Origin of the sequence: Shewanella morhuae (assembly GCF_003028295.1) — a bacterium.
In the GTDB taxonomy this organism is placed as follows: Bacteria; Pseudomonadota; Gammaproteobacteria; order Enterobacterales; family Shewanellaceae; genus Shewanella; species Shewanella morhuae.
Genome location: NZ_PYSG01000002.1, coordinates 475917 through 498161, shown reverse-complemented (window position 1 = coordinate 498161; position 22245 = coordinate 475917). Strand labels below are relative to the sequence as shown.

Annotated in this window: 18 protein-coding genes and 1 tRNA gene; 10 read left to right on the top strand and 9 right to left on the bottom strand. The window is 44.0% G+C overall.

Annotated features, from left to right (window positions below; translation table 11 throughout):
* The first annotated feature begins 42 nt into the window (after nt 1–42).
* Nucleotides 43–1293: a multifunctional CCA addition/repair protein gene (locus C9I43_RS02740; RefSeq protein WP_107881954.1), complete on the top strand. Its 1251-nt coding sequence runs from the start codon at nt 43–45 to the stop codon at nt 1291–1293.
* A 233-nt stretch (nt 1294–1526) separates the two neighbouring features.
* Complete coding sequence (locus C9I43_RS02735) at nt 1527–1793, top strand: Lpp/OprI family alanine-zipper lipoprotein (RefSeq protein WP_006080732.1); 267 nt, start codon at nt 1527–1529, stop codon at nt 1791–1793.
* A gap of 629 nt (nt 1794–2422) precedes the next feature.
* Here C9I43_RS02735 and C9I43_RS02730 read toward each other — a convergent pair.
* The 4 genes from C9I43_RS02730 to folB form a co-directional block, all read right to left on the bottom strand.
* Entirely contained in the window at nt 2423–3265 is an 843-nt protein-coding gene (locus C9I43_RS02730) for a class I SAM-dependent methyltransferase (protein ID WP_107881952.1), read from the bottom strand.
* A gap of 118 nt (nt 3266–3383) precedes the next feature.
* Nucleotides 3384–4184, bottom strand: a complete 801-nt coding sequence (locus tag C9I43_RS02725; RefSeq protein WP_076496989.1) for an undecaprenyl-diphosphate phosphatase — start codon at nt 4182–4184, stop codon at nt 3384–3386.
* Between the two features lie 18 nt (nt 4185–4202).
* Nucleotides 4203–4706: a 2-amino-4-hydroxy-6-hydroxymethyldihydropteridine diphosphokinase gene (folK, locus tag C9I43_RS02720; protein WP_107881950.1), complete on the bottom strand. Its 504-nt coding sequence runs from the start codon at nt 4704–4706 to the stop codon at nt 4203–4205.
* 67 nt (nt 4707–4773) lie between these two features.
* Nucleotides 4774–5124 carry a dihydroneopterin aldolase gene (folB, locus tag C9I43_RS02715; protein ID WP_076496991.1) on the bottom strand — a complete coding sequence of 117 codons (351 nt, stop codon included), beginning with the start codon at nt 5122–5124 and terminating at the stop codon, nt 4774–4776.
* Between the two features lie 267 nt (nt 5125–5391).
* Here folB and plsY point away from each other — a divergent pair, with 267 nt between their 5' ends.
* The gene (gene plsY, locus C9I43_RS02710) at nt 5392–6003 is read left to right on the top strand and encodes a glycerol-3-phosphate 1-O-acyltransferase PlsY (protein ID WP_076496992.1); all 612 of its coding nucleotides are present in this window, start codon (nt 5392–5394) and stop codon (nt 6001–6003) included.
* Between the two features lie 69 nt (nt 6004–6072).
* Here plsY and tsaD read toward each other — a convergent pair whose 3' ends face one another.
* A complete protein-coding gene (tsaD, locus tag C9I43_RS02705) occupies nt 6073–7089 on the bottom strand; it encodes a tRNA (adenosine(37)-N6)-threonylcarbamoyltransferase complex transferase subunit TsaD (protein ID WP_107881948.1) in 1017 nt (338 codons plus the stop codon).
* 217 nt (nt 7090–7306) lie between these two features.
* On the opposite strand from tsaD, the gene rpsU reads away from it, so the two are divergent.
* The 5 genes from rpsU (at nt 7307) to C9I43_RS02680 (ending at nt 12094) form a co-directional block, all read left to right on the top strand.
* The gene (gene rpsU / locus C9I43_RS02700) at nt 7307–7522 is read left to right on the top strand and encodes a 30S ribosomal protein S21 (protein ID WP_006080725.1); all 216 of its coding nucleotides are present in this window, start codon (nt 7307–7309) and stop codon (nt 7520–7522) included.
* A gap of 6 nt (nt 7523–7528) precedes the next feature.
* Nucleotides 7529–7972, top strand: coding sequence for a GatB/YqeY domain-containing protein (locus tag C9I43_RS02695; protein WP_107881946.1), 444 nt, complete (start codon nt 7529–7531; stop codon nt 7970–7972).
* Between the two features lie 83 nt (nt 7973–8055).
* Nucleotides 8056–9780, top strand: coding sequence for a DNA primase (gene dnaG / locus C9I43_RS02690; protein WP_107881944.1), 1725 nt, complete (start codon nt 8056–8058; stop codon nt 9778–9780).
* Between the two features lie 135 nt (nt 9781–9915).
* Nucleotides 9916–11754: an RNA polymerase sigma factor RpoD gene (rpoD, locus tag C9I43_RS02685; RefSeq protein WP_107881942.1), complete on the top strand. Its 1839-nt coding sequence runs from the start codon at nt 9916–9918 to the stop codon at nt 11752–11754.
* Between the two features lie 263 nt (nt 11755–12017).
* Nucleotides 12018–12094, top strand: a tRNA-Ile gene (locus C9I43_RS02680).
* Nucleotides 12095–12311: 217 nt separating this feature from the next.
* Here the strand turns inward: C9I43_RS02680 and C9I43_RS02675 are convergent.
* Nucleotides 12312–14432, bottom strand: a complete 2121-nt coding sequence (locus C9I43_RS02675) for a methyl-accepting chemotaxis protein (protein ID WP_076496996.1) — start codon at nt 14430–14432, stop codon at nt 12312–12314.
* A 355-nt stretch (nt 14433–14787) separates the two neighbouring features.
* Here C9I43_RS02675 and C9I43_RS02670 point away from each other — a divergent pair, with 355 nt between their 5' ends.
* The gene (locus C9I43_RS02670; protein WP_076496997.1) at nt 14788–16338 is read left to right on the top strand and encodes a peptide MFS transporter; all 1551 of its coding nucleotides are present in this window, start codon (nt 14788–14790) and stop codon (nt 16336–16338) included.
* A 489-nt stretch (nt 16339–16827) separates the two neighbouring features.
* Entirely contained in the window at nt 16828–17835 is a 1008-nt protein-coding gene (locus tag C9I43_RS02665; protein ID WP_107881940.1) for an LLM class flavin-dependent oxidoreductase, read from the top strand.
* A gap of 126 nt (nt 17836–17961) precedes the next feature.
* Here C9I43_RS02665 and gabT read toward each other — a convergent pair whose 3' ends face one another.
* Genes gabT through C9I43_RS02650 form a run of 3 tightly spaced genes read right to left on the bottom strand, consistent with a single transcriptional unit; the run spans nt 17962 to nt 22059 of the window.
* On the bottom strand, nt 17962–19239 hold the full coding sequence (gene gabT, locus C9I43_RS02660; protein WP_107881938.1) for a 4-aminobutyrate--2-oxoglutarate transaminase: 1278 nt from the start codon (nt 19237–19239) through the stop codon (nt 17962–17964).
* A gap of 31 nt (nt 19240–19270) precedes the next feature.
* Nucleotides 19271–20719: an NADP-dependent succinate-semialdehyde dehydrogenase gene (gene gabD / locus C9I43_RS02655; protein WP_107881936.1), complete on the bottom strand. Its 1449-nt coding sequence runs from the start codon at nt 20717–20719 to the stop codon at nt 19271–19273.
* Between the two features lie 53 nt (nt 20720–20772).
* Entirely contained in the window at nt 20773–22059 is a 1287-nt protein-coding gene (locus C9I43_RS02650) for an NAD(P)/FAD-dependent oxidoreductase (RefSeq protein WP_107881934.1), read from the bottom strand.
* Between the last annotated feature and the right edge of the window lie 186 nt (nt 22060–22245).

Sequence of the window (22245 nt, the reverse complement as noted above, 5' to 3'; positions counted from 1 at the left end):
CATGTTAAGCTATGTTTATGACACATTAGCCGAAGCAAATCCGTGAAAATATATCTCGTCGGCGGTGCAGTGCGTGACAACCTGCTCAATCTGCCAATTAAAGATAAAGATTACCTCGTCGTTGGGGCAACGCCAGAGCAAATGCTCCAGCTGGGTTACCGTCAAGTCGGTAAAGACTTTCCTGTTTTTCTACATCCTAAGAATCAACAAGAATACGCACTGGCTCGCACCGAACGAAAAGTTGGACTAGGGTATGGTGGTTTTAGTTGCTATGCCAGCCCTGATGTGACTTTAGAACAAGACTTGCTACGCCGAGATCTGACTATCAATGCCATAGCACAAGATGAAGATGGCACGCTTTACGATCCTTTTAATGGTATGAGGGATATTGCAGAGCGCAATTTACGCCACGTTTCTGATGCTTTTATAGAAGACCCTTTACGGGTATTGCGTGTTGCTCGTTTTGCCGCGAGATTCCATGCTTTAGGCTTTAAAATTGCCACTGAAACGCTCGCGCTTATGCGTCAAATTAGCGAAAGTGATGAACTTAACGCGTTGACGCCAGAACGTGTTTGGCAAGAAGTGGACAAAAGTTTAGCTGGCCCACACCCTGAGATCTTTTTTGAAGTATTGAATCAATGCGGTGCTCTAAAAGTGCTGTTTCCTGAAGTTTTTGCTTTATTCGGTATTCCTCAACCTGAAAAATGGCATCCTGAAATTGATACAGGCGTGCATACATTGATGGTTATCGCTCAAGCAGCCCTTCTCACAGAGGACAAAAGCGTTAGATTTGCCGCATTAGTCCATGACTTAGGTAAAGCACTTAGCCCCAAAGAGCATTTACCAAAACATCACGGTCACGGACAAAAAGGTTTACCGCTGATTAAAGCACTCTGCAGTCGTTTACGAGTGCCTAACGAAATGCGCGATGTGGCTTTATTAGTCAGCGATCAACATCAGAATGTGCATCAGGCATTCGAACTCAGAGCGGAAACTATCGTCAAAATATTCGATAAAGCAGATTTTTGGCGTAAGCCTGAACGCTTAGAGCAACTCATCTTAGCTTGCACTGCCGATATGCGTGGTCGCACTGGCTTTGAAAGCAATGCATACCCACAAGGTGAGTATCTAACTCAGTGCTTTGACGTCGCCAATAACATTGATATTAGTGCCATCATTGCGGCAGGCTTTCAGGGAGCAGAGATAAAAAACGCATTAAATTTACGTCGAATTGAAGCGGTCAGTCAGCTTAAGCACAAATTGCAAACCCAACAGTCAACAAACAACCCGTAATTTGTAATTAATTTGTAAATGCCGTAGCGTTTTATAGTGAACAATTGCCCTGTTTACGATTAGAAATATTAATATAACTTATAAAAAAAGCTTTTAAAAAAATTTTATCTGCCTATAGTGGTTAAACACATTAATATTCGTAGCAAATTAAAATAGCTATGTCATAATTAGGCAGTTTCGCTTACAAAGTAACGGAACATTCAAATCCAACCTATTTTAAGGGATTTTTTACAATGAACAAAAAAGTACTGATGATTGCTGGTTTAGCAATGACTGCCCTACTAGGTGGTTGCGCAAACACTACTGCACTGGAAGAAAGCGTTGCAACTCTGGGCAACAAGGTTGATCAATTGTCAGCTGATGTTGGTTCTCTGAAATCAGAGCAAAGCAAACTGTCTGCAGACGTTAAAGATGCAAAAGCTGCATCTATGGACGCACAAGCAGAAGCTAAACGCGCAAACGACCGTTTAGACAACGTTGCTTCTCGTTACAAGAAGTAATGATAGGTAATTTAGCTTACTATTTAGTAGGTTAAGACAAAAGGCTTAAGAAAGATGAAAGCGATAAGCACATCAATCTAAGCCTTTTTTTATGCCTGCTATTTATATAAATCATCTACAGATACGATAAACAAAATACCACAACACTAAATTGACTTTGAAGATTAGAATGTCATTTAAAGTTGCCCTTATTAGTCAATCTAAAAGCAATCACTTATATACCACTTTATAAACAGCGCAGATTCCTATAAACAATCGCGATTCATTTCTAGAAAGTCCGTATCATTAATCATAATAATCGCTAGATATAGTAGACAATAATTCTTAAACCTCAGCCTCACCTCCCCTTAAAGCATGATTTTATAAAAAGTATAAAACACTATCATTTTAAGAATAGTTATTAATAACAAATCGAGGTTAGATGGGGAATGGTGGCTCCAAGAAGATTGCATTTGTCAGCGAGGAAATGGACCTAAGGTTAAAAACAACAACTATTTCAGCCAGCATAACATAGAAATAACAAACTGAATCATAGGCTTGAGTCATATAGCCTTTAAAACCACCTAAAAGCCATCGTTCTAAGCCTATGAATTGTATTAAAATCAGCCGTATCAACTGTAGATTTTAATCTATAGCGGTTCACTCATACGTTTATGTGCCAAGACTAATACATAGTCAATTTCCAGCGACTCAAAATGACTAGCTTGGATATCGTGTTTCATCTTGTCAGTGGCACGCCACGCATAGGGAGCCATATCCAGCAATGTTAATGCCTGCTCGCCAGTAACAGCTAGAGTGAAACTCAGTGGCTGAGTACTTTTTACCGATAATGCTGAGGGCAAATTCACTTGGAAAGGTTTTTCAACTAAGTCGGAATAAATATATTCTCTTAGTTGCCATAAATGTCGTGGCCCTGGCATGACCAGTAACATAGTCCCATCATCTTTCAATACCCTAACAGACTCTTTTCCTTTTAACGGCCGATCAATGACGGTAATAAAATCCACACAATTATCAGCAAAGGGTAATTTTTTAGAAGAGCTTAAACACAACATTCCAGGAGTCTGCGCCTTCGCCGCGGCAAAAATGGCGTTTTCTGCGTCCGCTACGCCCACGTACTGGACATTTAACGGATTTTCAACCTCTGCCAACTTAGATGCTAAAGCACGTAGGTAAAAGCCCTCAGCGCATTCATAATCCAATAAACAAGCATCAGGCCTGATAGAGCTAGTGATTATCTCAGCCAATGTATCAACCAAGGGCGAAAAGATACCTGATTCGAGCAGAAAACGCTTAGCTCTCACTTGCTCGCGCGAATCCCCCGTCGGTTTCTGGCGTTGTGGCTTAGTAAAAACCCAGTAGCCTTGTTCATCCCGATCAAAGTGATGTTTATCTGCACAATAGAAGCCTTGGGATGCTTTATGTTGTTTTAACGCAAGTCCACAGGTTGGACACTGAAATTCAAGACCCATATAAAGCTCCAAAAATAAGCTAAGCTTCAGAAAATAAAAAAGCTTAAAGAACAAAAAATCGGGTACTTGACCCGATTCTATTATTTATTATCTAACTATGATGTCCAAGCTAGGATAGCTAGAGAAAAATAAATCCACACAATACAGCACCTAACGCTAAACGGTAGATTACAAATGGGGTCATACCCATACGGCTAATAATCTTCAAGAAGTAGTGAATACAAGCATAAGCAGCCACAAATGAAACCAATGTCCCTAACGTTAATGCTTGATAATCAATTGGTAGTTCGCTTTTCACTAAATCTTTACCGACTAAAATAGCGGCACCTAAACTCACAGGTACAGACATTAAAAATGAAAATCGCGCGGCGGCATCGCGGCTTAAACCTAGCATAAGTGCCGCTGTCATGGTTGCACCAGAACGTGATGTGCCAGGGATTAAGGCTAATGCCTGCGCAAAACCAATCAACAAAGCTTTGCGCCAGCCAGTTTGATACACAGTTAAATCACGGCGTGACATCTTATCAGCCCACCACAACAACAAACCAAATATGACAGTAGTAACAGCGATAACTTCAGTATTTCGCAAATGGGTCGCAATATAATCCTTAGCCATAAAACCGAAAAACACCGCAGGTAAGGTTGCTAGAATAATCCACCAAGCCAGCTTACTGTCTTCGGATTGTTTGCCTTTAAATATACTGGCAATCCACGCATTAAACATTGTCCATAATTCATGCCTAAAATAAATCACTACGGCAAATAATGATCCGGTATTAACCGCAACATCAAAAGATAAACCTTGATCTTCCCAACCTAAGAGCTGTGCGGGTAAAATTAAGTGAGCAGAACTAGAAATAGGTAAAAACTCGGTTAGCCCTTGAATAAGCGCTAAAATAATAACCTGAAACGTATCCATGACAATCCTATCAATAAATTAAAACGTCAGCCCTTGAGGCCACTCAAACGCCACGGGCCAAAGCCGCTGCGAATTTTTATCGTACTCCTGCCACAAACTTGCATAACTTTTACCAGCCAAAGGATGCTTAAGCGCTGGTACTAACTCAGCTAATGGCCATAACACAAATGCATTATTGACTATCTCATCACGGGGCAGCACAACAGGAGTTTGACAAACAATATCGTCATAGAGCAACAAGTCTAAATCTAAAGTTCTAGGGCTAAATTTCTTAGCCCCAATAAGCCGGCCGTGATTCTGCTCGATTTGCTTAAACTGTGCAACTACTGCGGCAATATTAAGGTCTGTTTCAGCGCTCGCGACCATGTTTAAAAAGTTAGTGCCACTAAAACCAACGGCTTCACTTTCATACATAGAAGAAAGATTCAACGGTCCAAAACATGCTCGCAGTGACTGCAATCCTGCTTGCAGATGTTTTTTAGGCTCTATATTACTGCCTAAGCTGATATAAATACGTGCCATGCGAATGTCCGATTTATCTGTAGGTAAACATTATCTTTTTAAACCATGATGCTACTTAAGGGTTTAGTTAACGTGAACGCTCAATCTGAACACCCACAGAAGCTGCTGTTGCCACAGCCCCTGGTTTCATTACGATAACTTTAACCCAAGTCACCTTAAATTCTTGCAACAAACAATCGGCAACTCGCTCAGCAACAGTTTCAATTAATTCAATAGGTTGCTCTGTAATAAGTTGCGTTAGCCGCTTAGAAACCGTCTCATAGCAGAGGGCAAATTGATAATCATCGGTCGCTGCGGCAGGTTTGATGTCCCATGCCATATCAAGATCGAGTAATAGGCTTTGATGAATACTCTTTTCCCACTCATAAACGCCAATCACTGTATCAATACGCAATTGACGTATAAGTACCTTATCCATGCATTCTCCAACGACTGATTATCTTGAGGTCTGATAAGTTGAAAGCGATTCTCGCTATATAATCCGCAATCTTCTGACAGATCACTAATTTACTTTCTACTCAGGCCAATCCACAGTAGGATAACGTCCTAAAAGGATTTGCTCATTCAGAAAATATCTGCGTAAAAACGGTGTTGGTAATAACACAGACCGATAACGGAATTGATAACTGAGTTAGCTTTTTAAATTGCTGCGCGATAATACCTTAAGACGCGTAAGGAAACCAATGTGAGTCCATTAACACTGACACTTTTGATGATTTTAGCGGCCTATCTGGCAGGCTCGATCTCAAGTGCCGTGCTGGTTTGTAAAATGAGGGGGTTACCGGATCCAAGGTTGCAAGGTTCAGGCAACCCAGGGGCCACTAACGTCTTGCGAATTGGTGGAGCTGGTGCGGCAGCGGCTGTGCTGTTTTTCGATATGCTCAAAGGTGCTCTACCTTCTTATTTAGCCTATCTTATGGGCATAGATGCCATATCTTTGGGACTAATCGCCATCGCAGCCTGTCTTGGACACATTTACCCAGTATTTTTTGGTTTTAAAGGCGGTAAAGGTGTTGCTACTGCTTTTGGCGCTATGGCCCCCATTGGCGATGATTTGGCCATTTGCTTAATGGCATCTTGGGTTATCTTGTTACTTATTAGCCGCTACTCTTCCCTTGCTGCTATCCTTACCGCTTTACTTGCACCGCTCTACACTTGGTTATTAGACGACAGATTTACCATTCCCGTTGCCATGCTATCGACTCTTATCATTATAAGGCATAAAGATAATATTCAGCGGTTGCTCAAGGGTGAAGAATCTAAGGTATCACGCAAAAAACGCCCTAAAAAACTGTAGCGATTTAGTCCGATGCCTAAAAACAAAAAACTGCGTTTAATACGCAGTTTTTTGTTTTATATAAAATAACTAATCAACTGGAGGCAAAGTGTCTAACGGCCATCTAGGCTGACCTTTAACTGTCAAGTCTTCATGCTGCCCAGCCTTTAAACGCTGTAATCCCGCAAAGGCAATCATGGCGCCATTATCGGTACAAAACTCCCCGCGAGGATAAAAAACTTGCCCACCCAGCGAGCTCATCATTTCGGCTAAGGTTTCCCTTAAACGAGTATTTGCACTTACGCCACCGGCGATAACGAGTCGATTATAACCCGTTTGTTTTAACGCCCGACGACACTTAATCGCCAGCGTATCAACCACTGCTTCTTCAAAAGCTCTGGCAATATTAGCTCGTGTCTGCTCATCATCAGGCTCGGCGGCTATGGTATTGGCAGTAAAGGTTTTTAAACCCGAAAAACTAAAGTTAAGCCCAGGTTTATCCGTCATTGGTCGCGGGAATTTATAACCTGCTGGTAAGCCTTTAGCCGCAAGCTTAGCCAAACGGGGGCCACCTGGATAATCTAGCCCCATTAACTTAGCGGTTTTATCGAATGCTTCACCTGCCGCATCATCCACAGACTCGCCTAGCACTTCATAGCGGCCAATACCATCAACTTTAACCAACATAGAGTGGCCGCCGGAGACGAGTAAAGCCACAAAAGGAAACTCGGGCGCATCCTCCTCGAGCATAGGCGCCAGTAAGTGTCCTTCCATGTGGTGCACACCAATAGCAGGCTTATCCCACGCAAAAGCGAGCGAACGCCCGACACAGGCACCAACAAGCAAGGCCCCGATAAGCCCAGGCCCCTTGGTATAGGCAACCCCATCGAGTTCAGCTATTTCAGTATTCGCATCTTTTAGTGCCTGACGGATAAGTGGCACAATTTTACGTACATGGTCACGTGACGCCAGTTCCGGCACTACACCGCCATAGTCCGCATGCAACTTAACTTGGCTATATAACGTGTGGGATAACAAGCCTAACTCATCGTCATAAACAGCAATACCTGTCTCGTCACAAGATGTTTCAATACCTAGAACCCGCATGATGTCTCATTAATTATCTAATCAAGGGCGCTAATTCTACCTGTAAGTGCTATATTACTCCAGCTACAGAAACCATTATTGAACCCACTATAGTGGCGGCTCCTGGTTTTAGAGCTTTACAAGCCTAGGTGTCTCGGTATAAAATTCCGCACCATTTTAAATAGACTTGGTTCGATCAATTGAACCAGAACAACCTACACCTAAGGGGTGATGGCGTATGCCAATTATTAAAGTACGTGAAAACGAACCATTCGACGTAGCTCTGCGTCGTTTCAAGCGCTCTTGTGAAAAAGCTGGTATTTTAGCCGACGTGCGTGCTCGTGAATTCTACGAGAAGCCAACTACTGCACGTAAGCGCGCAAAAGCAGCTGCAGTTAAACGTTTAGCTAAGAAGCTTTCTCGCGAAAACGCACGTCGCGTACGTTTATATTAATCTCATATGAGCCTAATTGATCAGCTAAAAGACCATATGAAACAGGCCATGTTCGCCAAAGAGAAGGCGCGCTTGAGTACTATTCGTATGGCATTAGCCGCCATCAAACAGATTGAAGTGGATACTCGCGAATCTCTGACTGATGAACAGGTTATAGCGGTCTTAACCAAAATGGTGAAACAACGTCGCGATTCGATTGCTCAATTTGAAGCAGCGGGTCGCAACGATTTGGCCGACGTGGAAGCAGCAGAGATTCAAGTTATTGAAGCTTTCCTGCCTACTCCTCTTAGTGAGGCGGAAGTCACGGCGCTCATCGATGCAACTATTGAAGAAGTAGGTGCATCAACCATGGCGGATATGGGCAAAGTAATGGGAGCATTGAAGTCTAAAGTGCAAGGACGTGCAGACATGGGCGCTATTGGCGCTATGATCCGTGCTAAATTGCAATAATTAGCGTTTCACTGTATGAACAAGCCGTGCATATGCGCGGCTTGTTTGTTTAAATTCGCGCAAGGCGGGATTTTAAGCACTCAATGGCAATACCTCGTGATTTTATCAATGAGCTGATCGCTCGCACTGACATAGTCGAACTTATCGATCGTAAAGTGCCCTTGAAAAAGGCGGGTAAGAACTACTCAGCCTGTTGTCCTTTTCATAGCGAAAAATCACCTTCGTTTACTGTCAGCCGTGATAAACAGTTCTATCATTGCTTTGGCTGCGGTGCTCACGGTAACGCCATCGATTTTGTGATGGAGTATGACCGACTCGATTTTATTGACGCCATTGAAGACCTAGCGGGCCAACTTGGATTAGAGGTTCCTAGAGAACAAGGCACAGGCAAGCGACATGACGACGGCTTAAGCCGTGATTTATATCAACTCATGGAAGAAGCTTGTCTTTATTATCAAAACCAGCTTAGACAACACCAAGATAAACAAAAGGTTATCGATTACCTTACTTATCGTGACTTATCCGATGAGGTAATAGAGCATTTTGGTATCGGTTTTGCGCCAGACGGTTGGGATGGCTTACTAGGCCGCTATCGTCAAAATCAAGATGCGCAGGACAAACTGCTGACGGCAGGTATGTTAATTGCCAATGACAGTGGTAAGCGTTACGACCGTTTTCGTGATCGCCTAATGTTTCCAATCCGCGACAGACGCGGACGGGTTATTGGCTTTGGTGGAAGAGTTTTAGGTGATGGCACACCCAAATACTTGAATTCTCCAGAAACGCCCATATTTCATAAGGGCAATGAACTTTATGGTCTGTACGAACTAAAGCAACGCCATCGCGATCCTGACAAAGTGTTGATCGTCGAAGGCTATATGGATGTGGTCGCACTGGCGCAATTTGGCGTCGATTATGCCGTAGCCTCTTTAGGTACATCGACCACAGCTGAACAATTTCAGCTATTACTGCGTAGTGCTAAAGAAGTGGTTTGCTGTTACGACGGCGACCGAGCGGGTACAGAAGCGGCTTGGCGCGCCTTAGAAACGGCATTGCCATTATTAAAGCCGGGCGATCAAGTACGATTTATGTTTCTGCCTCAGGGTGAAGATCCTGATTCTATGGTGCGTAAAATTGGTAAAGACGCCTTTGAAGTTTTAATGGGCTCAGCCATTGCGCTACCTGAGTTTTTATTTGACACATTAGCCACCAAATACGGTACGGATAAAGGCAACTTAGCGAAACAAGCTTTTATCTTAATTGAAAAAATTCAAGATACTGTGCTGCAAAATTTATTGCTTGAGAATTTAGCTCACAAGCTTGGAATGAACAGCTCAGAAGATATGAAAAAGAAGCTAGGCTTTAGCGTTAAACAAGCTAAGCCAATAGCAAATAGAGGATTAAAAGGACGCGGTACACCATTGCGACTTGCCATCGCATTACTCGTACAACATCCTAAACTGGGATTGGGTTTACCCCCACAACCCGCACTAGCCCACTTGCAGATGCCAGGCATAGAATTGCTGCCACTGTTATTGGAGATGACTCGAGAGCAAGGGTTAAACAGCGCACAACTACTTGAAAAATTCAGGGAACACTCCCACAGCGGAGCTCTGCATAAATTAGCCCAATGGGACCATCAAGTGGCGGATGAAAACCTGCTCGAAAAGTTTAAACAAACCCTGGTTTGGTTGAACAATCAATATATTGAACAACGATATCAGGAATTGAGCCTTAAACAGACTCATACTAAAGAAGAGAAGATCCAGCTTTCGAAGCTGATCTCAGTCATGAAAGGGTTAAACTGAGGCAAAAATGTCCTCATTCACTATCCCAGTGACTAGCACAGACATGTGCACGCGGCTATAATTGACGATTTGTGCGGCATTGAGCTTATGCTCTATGTCCGTCGTTGTAACAGTTTCCCAACTTGGATGATATCTATGGATCATACTCCGCAGTCGCAACTTAAGCTGTTGCTTGCCAAAGGTAAAGAGCAAGGTTACTTAACCTATGCAGAAGTGAACGATCACTTACCTGCAGACATGGTCGATTCTGACCAGATCGAAGATATTATCCAGATGATCAATGACATGGGTATCCGAGTCTTCGAAGAAGCTCCCGATGCCGATGACATGATGATGTCAGAAGACAATACAGACGAAGATGCAGCAGAAGAAGCCGCCGCCGCACTGGCAACAGTCGAAAGCGAACTTGGCCGCACTACCGATCCTGTGCGCATGTACATGCGTGAAATGGGTACCGTTGAACTTCTAACCCGCGAAGGCGAGATTGTTATCGCCAAGCGTATAGAAGAAGGTATCAACACAGTTCAAAGCTCCGTTGCCGAATATCCACAAGCGATCGCGATGATCCTTGAGCAATTCGACCAATTTGAAGCCGATGAACTGCGCCTATCCGATATTATATCTGGGTTTGTCAATCCAGACGAAGATGACGTTGCACCAACAGCAACTCACATCGGCTCAGAGTTATCTGAAGATCAATTAGATGATGAAGATGACGAAGAAGATGGTGATGATGCCGAAGAAGAAGAGGAAGGCAACAAAGGGCCTGATCCTGAAGAAGCACGTGAAAAATTCGGTCACCTCAGAACCGCTTACGAAAGTGCATTAAAAATTATTGACGCAAAGGGTCGCGAACATCCTGAGTCAGTAAAAGCCTTATTCGAAATTGGTGAAATCTTCAAAGAGTTTCGTTTAGTACCTAAACAGTTTGATCGTTTAGTCAAAAGCATGCGCACTATGATGGACCGCGTACGTGTTCAAGAACGCTTAGTGTTAAAACTGTGTGTTGAACAAGCTAAAATGCCGAAGAAAAACTTCGTCAAATTCTTTACGGGTAACGAAACTAACCTAGATTGGTTCCACACTGAAAAAGCCTCAACTAAACCTTATGCCGAAGGCCTAAGAATGGTTGAAGACGACGTAAACCGTTGTCGCACTAAGCTTGCAGCAGTGGAAGAAGAAACAGGTTTAGTCATTTCAGCCATTAAAGACATTAACCGTCGTATGTCAATCGGTGAAGCCAAAGCGCGCCGTGCGAAAAAAGAAATGGTTGAAGCAAACTTACGTCTGGTAATCTCTATCGCGAAGAAATATACCAACCGTGGTCTGCAATTCTTGGACTTAATCCAAGAAGGTAATATTGGCTTGATGAAGGCGGTAGATAAATTCGAATACCGTCGTGGTTATAAGTTTTCAACTTACGCAACTTGGTGGATCCGTCAGGCAATTACTCGCTCTATCGCCGACCAAGCACGTACGATCCGTATTCCAGTGCACATGATCGAAACGATCAACAAGCTGAATCGAATCTCTCGCCAAATGCTACAGGAAATGGGCCGTGAGCCTTCGCCTGAAGAACTGGCTGAGCGCATGATGATGCCGGAAGATAAGATCCGTAAAGTATTGAAAATCGCTAAAGAACCTATCTCCATGGAAACCCCTATCGGTGACGATGAAGATTCGCATTTAGGTGATTTTATCGAGGATACTACCCTCGAATTACCACTGGATAGCGCAACCAGCGAAAGCTTGAAAAACGCCACCCATGAAGTATTAGCTGGCCTGACAGCCCGTGAAGCAAAAGTACTGCGTATGCGTTTTGGTATCGATATGAATACTGACCATACGTTAGAAGAAGTAGGTAAACAGTTTGACGTGACGCGCGAGCGTATTCGACAAATTGAAGCTAAAGCGCTGCGCAAGCTTCGCCACCCTTCACGCTCAGAAATCTTAAAATCGTTCTTAGATGAATAGTTGGATATAAAATCCACACTAAGCTAAAACGACAAAGCCCTGCTCTTGCAGGGCTTTTTTATGTCACTAATCCGTCTGCACTAAGGTTATTAACCTGTAATAGGATAAAAATAGCTAAGCGCACACCCGATAAATCAATAAAGTTGATTAACAGATAACCACTTGAATCAATTAGGTGAATTAGAAGCAAAAACACCAGTGACAAGCGCAAACAAGCTTAGTATAATTCCACTCGCTTTAGACAGTGACGACTGTCTTTAGTCGGCCCCTTAGCTCAGTTGGTTAGAGCACACGACTCATAATCGTTAGGTCCACGGTTCAAGTCCGTGAGGGGCCACCAATTCTGATAAGCCGTAGTAGGTTAACCCCTACTACGGCTTTTTCGTATTTAAAATAGACGCGTTGCTTATTGGTTCTATGAGTAATATTCTTTCTACGCGATATAAATTACGTAGAATAACAACGTGATAAATTTAATTTATCTAATAAAAAACTCTTAGATGAATCGCCTTCATTCTAAGAGTTTTTAAATACATAGAACACTGTCAAACTGACGTTTAGGTTTTTAACTTACCTAATTCTTCATGTTGTTGTCTAACTAAATCCGCCAATACCACACTGCTTCGCTGTGCTTCATCGGCAAGATGAGCAAGTTCAGATGCGGACTCTGAAATCCCAGTAATATTACGGTTAACCTCTTCGGTTACGGCACTTTGCTCTTCTGCTGCAGTTGCTATATGTGTAATTTGTCCTGATATTTCCTCAATTTGGCTTACCATTGAATTCAAAGAAGATAAAGCTTGTTCTGTCTGAGTCACGGCCATTTGCGCCCGTTCAGCCCCTTTATCGATAATACTTGAAGCACTATGTACTTCTTTTTGGAGGGCATCGATAAGCACACTAATATCATCGGTGGAGCTTTGAGTCTTGGACGCCAACGCCCTGACTTCATCGGCAACGACGGCGAAACCACGACCTTGCTCACCCGCCCTAGCGGCTTCAATTGCCGCATTCAAAGCGAGTAGATTTGTTTGCGCCGCAATCGAACTAATCACCTCAAGAATTCGACTAATATTGGTGCTACTTTCGGCCACTTTACTAACGGCTATTTTAGCTTGCAATGACTCTTTCGACATCGTGTCTACATAATCCATTGCTTTAGTTAAGCTTTCCTCACTTGCACGAATGTTACGCGACATCGCCTCTGTTTCTACCGCCGTTTGCTCTGATGCTTTAGCGACTTCAAGCGCTGTTGCGCTCATTTCATTTACCGCAGTAACAACACTTTCAATCTCACCATGTTGTCGTTGGACGCTATCACGAGTTAATTGGGCTATTTCTGCTGATGATTGGCTTTCTTGCTGAGTACGACTCGCTAAAACTTTTAATTCTGCAATGAGACTCTTTAGCTTATAGATAAAGGAGTTAAAGCCTTTTGCTAGAGCGATGAGCTCAGCATGTGAGTCGACTTCAATCGATTGGGTCAAGTCACCCTCTGCACTAGCAAGATGCTCTACTCTATTTTGAATCATCTTCAGTGGCGAAATAATGCTGCGAAGCACCAAACTAATGGTGATAACGGCAATAACTGATACGACTAACCCCACTATCAATAGTAGGCTGCCAAGTGATGTAGCCATTTCATCCATTTTATTATTGAGTTCAATTGAGCTTTTATAGGCTTGAGCATTAGGGACTTGAATAACCAGTGACCATTCAGTATTCGCGAGTGAAATTTTAATCGGATAAGCGACAATAATTTCATCGCCGTCCGTCATGTATTGACCATTCTTATGCAATGAACTAATTTTAGTCGCTAATTTAGGATCTATTGATTCTGATAGAGGACGGGCTTTTTTACTGTCATAGCTGGACGCAACAATAAAGCCATGATTACTCAGCAATGTGACCTTAGCTTGTCCGTCATAAAGGCTCTTTGCTAATCGATCAATTAACGATTGGAATACCGGTAAGTTTACATCAATACCTATTACACCGATGAACTGCTTATGCTTGACTATCGGTACTGTCAGGGAGGTCATTAGCTCAGTATGACCAGGGCTGATTTCGTCTAAATATGGCTCCATTAAACAAGGTTTTAGCGTTTCTTTAGCGCACAGATACCATTCAGCATCACGCACACCAAACTCATTCAGACTAGTAAGGTATTTTTCTTGTGAATCATCAACTTGCCGTTGCTTCACACTACCATCACTATTACGGGTGTAATACACTTCTAATGCACCAGAAGATGCCACACTATGGCTAATCTCTACATTTAAAAATTCGCTATCGAGACCATCATAACCATTCGGTTCAAATTGCGCGTACATAGAAGAAGTTTGCGAACTTTTCTTTAGCACGGCCGCAAGAGCAAGCTCTAACCTATCGCGCTTTAAGGGTAATTCTTCAGCGGTGCTTTCAACAATCCCCGCAAAAGAAAAAGGAATACGAGAAGCCTCATTAATAAACCCCGCAACCATTTCACCATACTCGCCTGCTCGTGCCTCTAGCTTATCGCGAGTCTCCAGTTGCAGGGTTTTTTGTACTTGTTCAGAAACCTGGATATTTTGTGCGGATAATGCCTGCCAAAGACTTATCGTTAAAATTGCGACAATCAATAAGAACAATGCGGAAGTAATCCACAACAATTTAGTACTGATGGATAAATGCTTCATCTGGTTAACTCCCAAGGGATGACAATTGCACAATAATCTTGAGCTATTTTATTTTAATATTCATTAAACTAACTTAAAAATGGCAACCCACTGTTAAGCTTATCCATATTATCAAAGGTCTACTTTGTTACTAATAAGTAAAATATTAGCATCAAAATAGAGGTTAAGGTCTAGATCTATCTCTTTATCTGACGAGATAAACATTTATCGGTCGCGATTACTGAAATTCAGCTTAAAATTTTAAAATCATTTGTAACAAAATCCATTCTACTGCTTTACACCATTGGTTTGCAGTGAATATCGCCTTATAATCTTCCCCCTTAAATCTAAAAAAATAATATTGGAAGCAAGCGATATGACTATTGGGACTGCTCCGGTAAGTAAAACACATTCATTTATGACTGTGTCACTTATCGAATTATGGGAACGCTTTGGTTATTACGGTATGCAAGCGCTGATTGTGTACTTTATGGTGCAGCGCCTCGGCTTTGATGACTCACGCGCAAACTTAGTATGGAGTGCCTGTGCGGCGCTTATTTATGTATCACCTGCGATTGGCGGCTGGGTTGGGGATAAGATCCTCGGCACTAAGCGAACGATGTTATTGGGTGCGGGTATCCTTTCTCTAGGATATGCATTAATGGCAGTACCCACTGAAAATACTTGGTTTATGTTTTCAGCACTCGGTGTGATTGTGGTCGGTAACGGCCTATTCAAACCCAATGCCGGTAACTTAGTTCGTAAAATTTATGAAGGTGACGATTCTAAAATCGACAGTGCGTTTACTATCTATTATATGGCGGTAAACGTCGGCTCAACCTTCTCTATGTTGCTTACGCCTTGGATTAAGGATTACGTCAACGCCCAGTATGGCAACGAATTTGGTTGGCATGCTGCCTTTGCCGTATGTTGTGTGGGTATACTGGTGGGCTTAGGCAACTATGCATTAATGTATAAAAGCCTCGCTAACTATGGTTCTGAGCCAGATACACGCCCAGTCAATAAGAAAAGCCTCACAATTGTTTTAGTTCTGGCCGCGCTTTCAGTTGTGGCCTCGGCCATTATTCTTGAATATGAAGCGGTTGCACGTATTTTCGTTTATGCCGCAGGTATTGCGGTATTGGCTATTTTCTTCCACTTAATCCGTACCAGTGAAAAAAGTGAACGCGCGGGCCTTATCGCGGCATTGATCCTAACAGTGCAAACCGTGTTCTTCTTTATTTTCTATCAGCAAATGTCAACGTCACTGGCGCTGTTTGCCCTGCGTAACGTGGACTGGGATTTCCAATTTTTTGGTACCCATTTATGGACTTGGTCACCAGCCCAATTTCAAGCACTTAACCCCCTGTGGATTATGGTGTTGAGCCCTGTATTGGCATGGAGCTATTCATGGGCGGGGCGCAATAACAAAGACTTCTCTATTGCAGCTAAGTTTGCGCTCGGTTTTGCGGTCGTCGCGATTGGCTTTTTTATCTATGGTTTTGCGGAGCAATTTGCTGTTAATGGTAAAACCTCATCATGGATCATGATTTGGGGCTATGCCTCTTACTCTTTAGGTGAATTACTGGTTAGTGGTCTTGGCCTTGCGATGATTGCCCGCTACGTGCCTGCACGTATGGGTGGTTTTATGATGGGCGCTTATTTTGTCGCATCAGGTATTTCTCAATATCTAGGCGGTGTAGTGGCCAACTTTGCCAGTGTACCGAAAGATTTAATCGATCCGCTGCAAACCTTGCCAGTATATACCAGTCTATTTAATAAACTGGGTATCGCGGCGGTGGTCTGTACCTTTATCGCGCTAGCAGTGTTGCCTTTGATGCGCCGCCTGACTGAGACTCACAATGCCCATAATAGTATTGGCGATAATGCGGCAGCATCACTTCGTGATGTAAAAGCGGAGCTGTAATCTTCAATCTAATCATCTTTATTGCTTAACACTAAACTGCCGATAAGCCATGCTATCGGCAGTTTTTATCACCTCATTCAAATCGATTACTGTCCTTGCGTAGCGCCTCATAACTCAATGGACTTTAGCAAAAGCTATACAAGCGCAATACGGTGGGCACAGCGCTCAGTTGTTGACAATAAAATCTTTATTCCCACCTTATAATGCTCAGACTAAGATGATTTTAACCCTCAATTATTTTTACAAAGCAATCACGTGCTCGGTCGACTAGAACACGTTAAATAAGAACTCAAATAAAGATTAAGCTACGAGGCATTAGCCGACTAAGCTTGAGAAGTGCTAATGTGACCCCATATCAATGACACTGAATACCTTTTATTCATCATGACTGTTCCCTACGTTTATTTTTATTTTCAGTTTAACAGTGCTTCTCACAACATAAGAGCCACTTGCTATCACTGATTAAAACGGCAGTCACTTGGAGACACCATGTCACAACAAACATCAATATTAGCCGATATTCCTTTCTCGTTATTGGAACTCGCACCCATGCGCCAAGGGTCGACCGTAGGTGAAACGCTGCACGACAGTTTGCAGTATGCCAAAGAGGCCGATCGCCTCGGCTTTAATCGCTTTTGGTTTGCCGAGCACCACAATATGCCCGGTATCGCCAGTTCAGCGACCTCAGTATTAATTGGTTATATTGCTGGTAACACCCTGCGCATTCGGGTTGGTGCGGGCGGCATTATGCTGCCTAACCATGCACCTTTAGTGGTCGCAGAACAGTTCGGTACCCTTGAAAGCCTGTATCCCGGTCGAATTGATTTGGGTTTGGGGCGCGCGCCCGGCAGCGATCAAATTACCAGCCGAGCATTGAACCGCGATAGCAGCCGCGCCGAACAATTCCCAGAGGAGGTCAGTGAATTACAAACCTTACTTGGCCCTTACAATGGCCGTCAGGCGGTGCGAGCAATTCCCGGAGAAGGCACAAATGTACCCATTTGGTTATTGGGTTCAAGCCTATTTAGTGCACAGTTAGCGGCGCAGCGCGGTTTGCCCTATGTGTTTGCCGGCCACTTTGCACCACGTTTTCTTTATGATGCGATTGAAATCTATCGCCGCGATTTTAAACCATCGCAAGTGCTGGATAAGCCGTATGTGATGTTAGGTTTGCCGCTCGTTGCCGCCGACACTGATGAAGAGGCGCTATTTCTGGGTACGACATCGAAGCAACGCGTACTGGCGCTTATCCGTGGTCACGACTTATGGTTAAAACCACCCGTTGAAACCATGGACGGCTTGTGGAGTGAGCAAGAAAAGACCTACGTCGATAATTTCTTAGGTTTATCTGTCTCTGGCGGCCCTGCGACTATAAAACATCGCTTGGAAATGATCGTCACAGAACTTGGCATAGATGAGTTTATCTTCACCAACGACTTATATGATCTTGATAAACGCAAAAGGGCACTGCAGATCCTAATGGAGATAAAGAAGTAGCCATTCAGTAAATTGACTCGTGCTAAAAGCCATTGGCAGCCAAAACAATTTCCATTGAAAATCCCGCCGAAGCGGGATTTTCATTATGTAAAACTGTCATCTAAAAAGGTTTATATCAAAACCGTATTAACTTTTCAGCACAGCATCAAAGCAGTTTTTTAGAATACCAAGGCCAGCATCAATTTGTGCTTCCGGCGCAGTTAATGGCACCAAAATACGCAGTACATTACCGTAAGTGCCACAAGATAATAAAATCAGTCCACGATCACGGGCATCACTTAACACTTGCGCGCAATAGTGCGGCGCTGGCTTGCCATCTTCCATCAGTTCGATGGCAATCATAGCGCCTAAACCACGTACATCGGCAATTTGCGTATGCTCAACTTGCATCACATTTAATGCTGACTTAATGCGCTCACCGATAGCATTAGCACGCTCTAATAGTTTTTCTTCTTCAAATACTTCAATGACAGCGAGCGCCGCGGCGCAGGCTAACGGACTGCCACCATATGTACCGCCAAGACCACCCGGGCCAACCGCATCCATCACTTGTGCGCGGCCTGTAATACCTGAAAGTGGGAAACCACCTGCAATTGATTTAGCAAAAGTGGTGATATCGGCACTTACGCCCATTTGCTCCATAGCAAAGAAAGTGCCGGTTCGGCCAGCGCCCGTTTGCACTTCATCGGCAATCAACATAATACCTTCACGATCGCACAGTGCGCGCAAACGCTGCATAAAGGCCGGTGATGCAGCGTAGAAACCGCCCTCACCCTGCACAGGTTCTAAAATAATCGCGGCAATATCACTAGGCTCGGCATCATTTTTAAAGATGCGTTCAATCGAAGCTATAGCATCGTCATCGGACACGCCGTGCAGCTCGCACGGGAACTCAGCGCGGAACACATTCGCCGACATCAACCCCATACCTTTACTGTAAGGCGCAACTTTGCCGGTAAGTGCTAAGGCCGCGATAGTGCGACCATGGTAGCCAGACGTAAACGCAATCACGCCAGCACGTTTAGTGTAAGCTCGCGCCACTTTAACTGCGTTTTCAACCGCTTCAGAGCCGCTAGTAAATAATGCCGTCTTCTTGGCGAAATCCCCAGGCACCAGTTGATTGAGCTTTTCACACACTTGGATATAGCTCTCATAACCGAGTACCATAAAGCAAGTGTGGGAGAAATTATCCAGCTGCGCCGCAACCGCCGCTTTTACTTTGGGGTGAAGATGACCGGTATTAAGCACTGCAATACCGCCGGCAAAATCGATAAACTCACGACCTTCAACATCCCACACAGTGGCATTTTCAGCGCGCGCGGTAAAAATGGGATGAATCTGCCCAACGCCGCCCGCAACAGCGGCTTGGCGACGTGCCATTAATGAATCATTGGTTATAGTCATTTAGTGTTCCTCACTCGCCAAATCAGCCGTATTAAACGGACATACAAATGTATTTCATTTCTAAATATTCTTCGATACCAAACTTAGAACCTTCACGGCCCAGCCCAGAGGATTTTATGCCGCCAAAGGGAGCCACTTCAGTCGAAATCAAACCTGTATTGACCCCAACCATGCCGTATTCCAAGGCTTCAGCCACTTTCCACACCAGCGAGATATCACGGCCATAAAAATAGGCCGCAAGGCCAAATTCGGTATCGTTGGCTTGCTGAATCACATCATCAACATCGCTGAATTTAAACAGCGGCGCGAGTGGGCCAAAGGTTTCTTCACGGGCAACTAGCATGCTTTTATCAACGTTTGTGAGCACCGTTGGCTCAAAGAAATTACCGCCAAGGTCGTGGACCTTACCACCAGCGAGTACCGAAGCCCCTTTCGCAATGGCATCAATGAGATGGCTTTGCACTTTTTCAACTGCAGCAGCATTAATAAGCGGCCCGGTAGTCACGCCCTCATTAATGCCCTCGCCAACCTTAAGTTTGCTCACTGCAGCACTGAGTTTTAAAGCAAATTCATCGTATACGCCGTCTTGCACATAAATACGGTTAGCACAGACGCAGGTTTGGCCGGCATTACGGTACTTAGCGATCATGGCGCCTTCAACGGCAGCATCGATATCGGCATCGTTAAACACGATAAATGGTGCATTACCGCCAAGCTCTAACGACAGTTTTTTTAAGGTAGGCGCACATTGCGCCATTAATTTAATACCGATATTGGTTGAGCCAGTGAAAGACAGCTTACGCACTATGGGGTTGCTGCACATTTCATTGCCAATTTGCACCGCATCACCGGTTAATACGCTAAATACACCGGCAGGAATACCGGCACGCTGTGCGAGTTCAGCCATCGCTAATGCGGTAAAAGGTGTTTGGTGCGCCGGTTTTACCACCATAGTACAACCCGCGGCTAAGGCAGGAGCCGCTTTGCGGGTGATCATCGCGGCAGGAAAGTTCCACGGCGTTATCGCAGCAGTTACACCAACAGGCTGCTTAATTACAATCAAGCGTTTATCACCTTGATGCCCAGGAATGGTATCGCCATAAATACGTTTCGCTTCTTCGGCAAACCACTCAATAAACGAGGCAGCATAGGTTACTTCACCTTTCGCTTCTGCTAGTGGCTTACCTTGCTCAGTCGTCATGAGCAATGCTAAGTCATCACTGTTTTCATTGAGTAATTCAAACCAACGCCTTAACTTAGCGCCGCGCTCTTTGGCTGTCAGTGCTCGCCATGCAGGTAAAGCCGCCTCCGCCGCCTTAATCGCCATTTCAGTTTCAACTTGTCCCATATTGGGAACATGCCCAATCACGGCATTGGTTGCGGGATTAACCACCTTTAGCGTGTCACCAGACACGGCATCACACCATTGGCCATTAATAAAAGACTGTTGACGTAGCAAACTCGGATCATTTAATTGCACAAGGATTTCCTCGCATTGTGAAGCAACCTAGCTGCTTCTTAAAAGTGGTAATGTTAGAGACCTAGTTTGTCTCTTAACGTGTAATACCAAGCCCCAATAGCGCTAAAAGGGACGCGTAATGCGTGACCACCGGGGAAAGGATAATGGGGGAGCGCGGCAAAGGCATCAAAACGCGTAGCTTGACCATTGAGCATTTCGGCCAGTAACTTGCCCGCTAAATGGGTGTAGGTGACGCCATGGCCACTACAACCCTGTGAATAATAAATATTTTTACCGATACGACCGACCTGCGGTAAGCGTGATAATGTCAGTAAGAAGTTACCTGTCCACGCATAATCGATTTTTACATCTTTTAATTGTGGGAAGGTTTTAAGCATATTCGGAATAATGATTGATTTGATATCCGCCGGATCACGAGCGCCATACACCACTCCACCACCGTAAATCATACGTTTATCGCCAGATAAGCGAAAATAATCGAGTAGATAGTTACAGTCTTCAACACAGTAATCCTGTGGCAATAGACTGGCGGCTAAATCATCACCTAAAGGTTCAGTGGTGATGACCTGTGTACCACAAGGCATTGATTTAGCTTGTAGTTCCGGCATTAACTTACCTAAATAGGCATTACCTGCCACGACCACAAACTTGGCTTTCACACTGCCCTGCGCCGTATGCACTACGGGGCTGTCGCCTTCATCAACACGTAATACTGCTGAGTCTTCAAAAATCTTACCACCAAGGGATTCTACCGCCCGCGCTTCACCTAACGCTAAGTTAAGCGGATGAATATGGCCACCGCTTTTATCGAGTAGCCCACCAACATAGCGTTCAGTATTGACCACACTACGGATACCTTTAGTATCGAGAAGCTCAAGCTGATTAACATGACCGTGGCTTTCCCACAGTTGCTTTTGATGACGCAGATGGCCCATTTGCTTTTCGTTCATAGCCGCAAATACGCCGCCATCTTTTAGATCGCATTGAATGTTGTACTTTGCAATACGATCGCGGATGATTTGACCGCCCTCAAAAGCCATTTGGCCAAAGAGTTTACCTTGTTCTTTGCCAACCGTTTTTTCAATAGTATCAATGTCTCGGCTAAAACTATTGACGATTTGCCCACCATTACGCCCCGAAGCGCCCCAGCCAATACGAGCAGCTTCTAACACCACCACACTAAAGCCTGATTCTAATAAATGCAGTGCGGCAGAAAGTCCGGTATAACCCGCGCCAATCACACACACATCGGCTTCAATCGATTCCTGTAGGCGCGGACGTTCAACCTTATCGTTGGCCGATGCCGCATAATATGATCCAGCGTGAGCGATGGCAGACATGTTGTTCCCTTGAATTCTAATGTTCATTATTTTAAACAGCCATCACATCCTACACGCTCACAAAACGAAACACTAGCCAAAAAAGCACAATAATTTACACTTTGTTTGATATTTCAAACGGGATATATTATCAAAACCAGTGATTAAATTAAGCTTGAAGCATTTGTAGGATAACGTTGTGAATAG

Bases quoted from the DNA above. Each gene is read 5' to 3' on its own strand.
- C9I43_RS02730 (WP_107881952.1), bottom strand. From the start codon at position 3,265: ATGGGTCTTGAATTTCAGTGTCCAACCTGTGGACTTGCGTTAAAACAA.
- C9I43_RS02695 (WP_107881946.1), top strand. From the start codon at position 7,529: ATGAGCCTAATTGATCAGCTAAAAGACCATATGAAACAGGCCATGTTC.
- C9I43_RS02650 (WP_107881934.1), bottom strand. From the start codon at position 22,059: ATGTCTGCCATCGCTCACGCTGGATCATATTATGCGGCATCGGCCAAC.
- folB (WP_076496991.1), bottom strand. From the start codon at position 5,124: ATGGATAAGGTACTTATACGTCAATTGCGTATTGATACAGTGATTGGC.
- dnaG (WP_107881944.1), top strand. From the start codon at position 8,056: ATGGCAATACCTCGTGATTTTATCAATGAGCTGATCGCTCGCACTGAC.
- C9I43_RS02670 (WP_076496997.1), top strand. From the start codon at position 14,788: ATGACTATTGGGACTGCTCCGGTAAGTAAAACACATTCATTTATGACT.
- rpoD (WP_107881942.1), top strand. From the start codon at position 9,916: ATGGATCATACTCCGCAGTCGCAACTTAAGCTGTTGCTTGCCAAAGGT.
- gabT (WP_107881938.1), bottom strand. From the start codon at position 19,239: ATGACTATAACCAATGATTCATTAATGGCACGTCGCCAAGCCGCTGTT.
- C9I43_RS02675 (WP_076496996.1), bottom strand. From the start codon at position 14,432: ATGAAGCATTTATCCATCAGTACTAAATTGTTGTGGATTACTTCCGCA.
- rpsU (WP_006080725.1), top strand. From the start codon at position 7,307: ATGCCAATTATTAAAGTACGTGAAAACGAACCATTCGACGTAGCTCTG.
- tsaD (WP_107881948.1), bottom strand. From the start codon at position 7,089: ATGCGGGTTCTAGGTATTGAAACATCTTGTGACGAGACAGGTATTGCT.
- folK (WP_107881950.1), bottom strand. From the start codon at position 4,706: ATGGCACGTATTTATATCAGCTTAGGCAGTAATATAGAGCCTAAAAAA.
- C9I43_RS02725 (WP_076496989.1), bottom strand. From the start codon at position 4,184: ATGGATACGTTTCAGGTTATTATTTTAGCGCTTATTCAAGGGCTAACC.
- C9I43_RS02665 (WP_107881940.1), top strand. From the start codon at position 16,828: ATGTCACAACAAACATCAATATTAGCCGATATTCCTTTCTCGTTATTG.
- C9I43_RS02735 (WP_006080732.1), top strand. From the start codon at position 1,527: ATGAACAAAAAAGTACTGATGATTGCTGGTTTAGCAATGACTGCCCTA.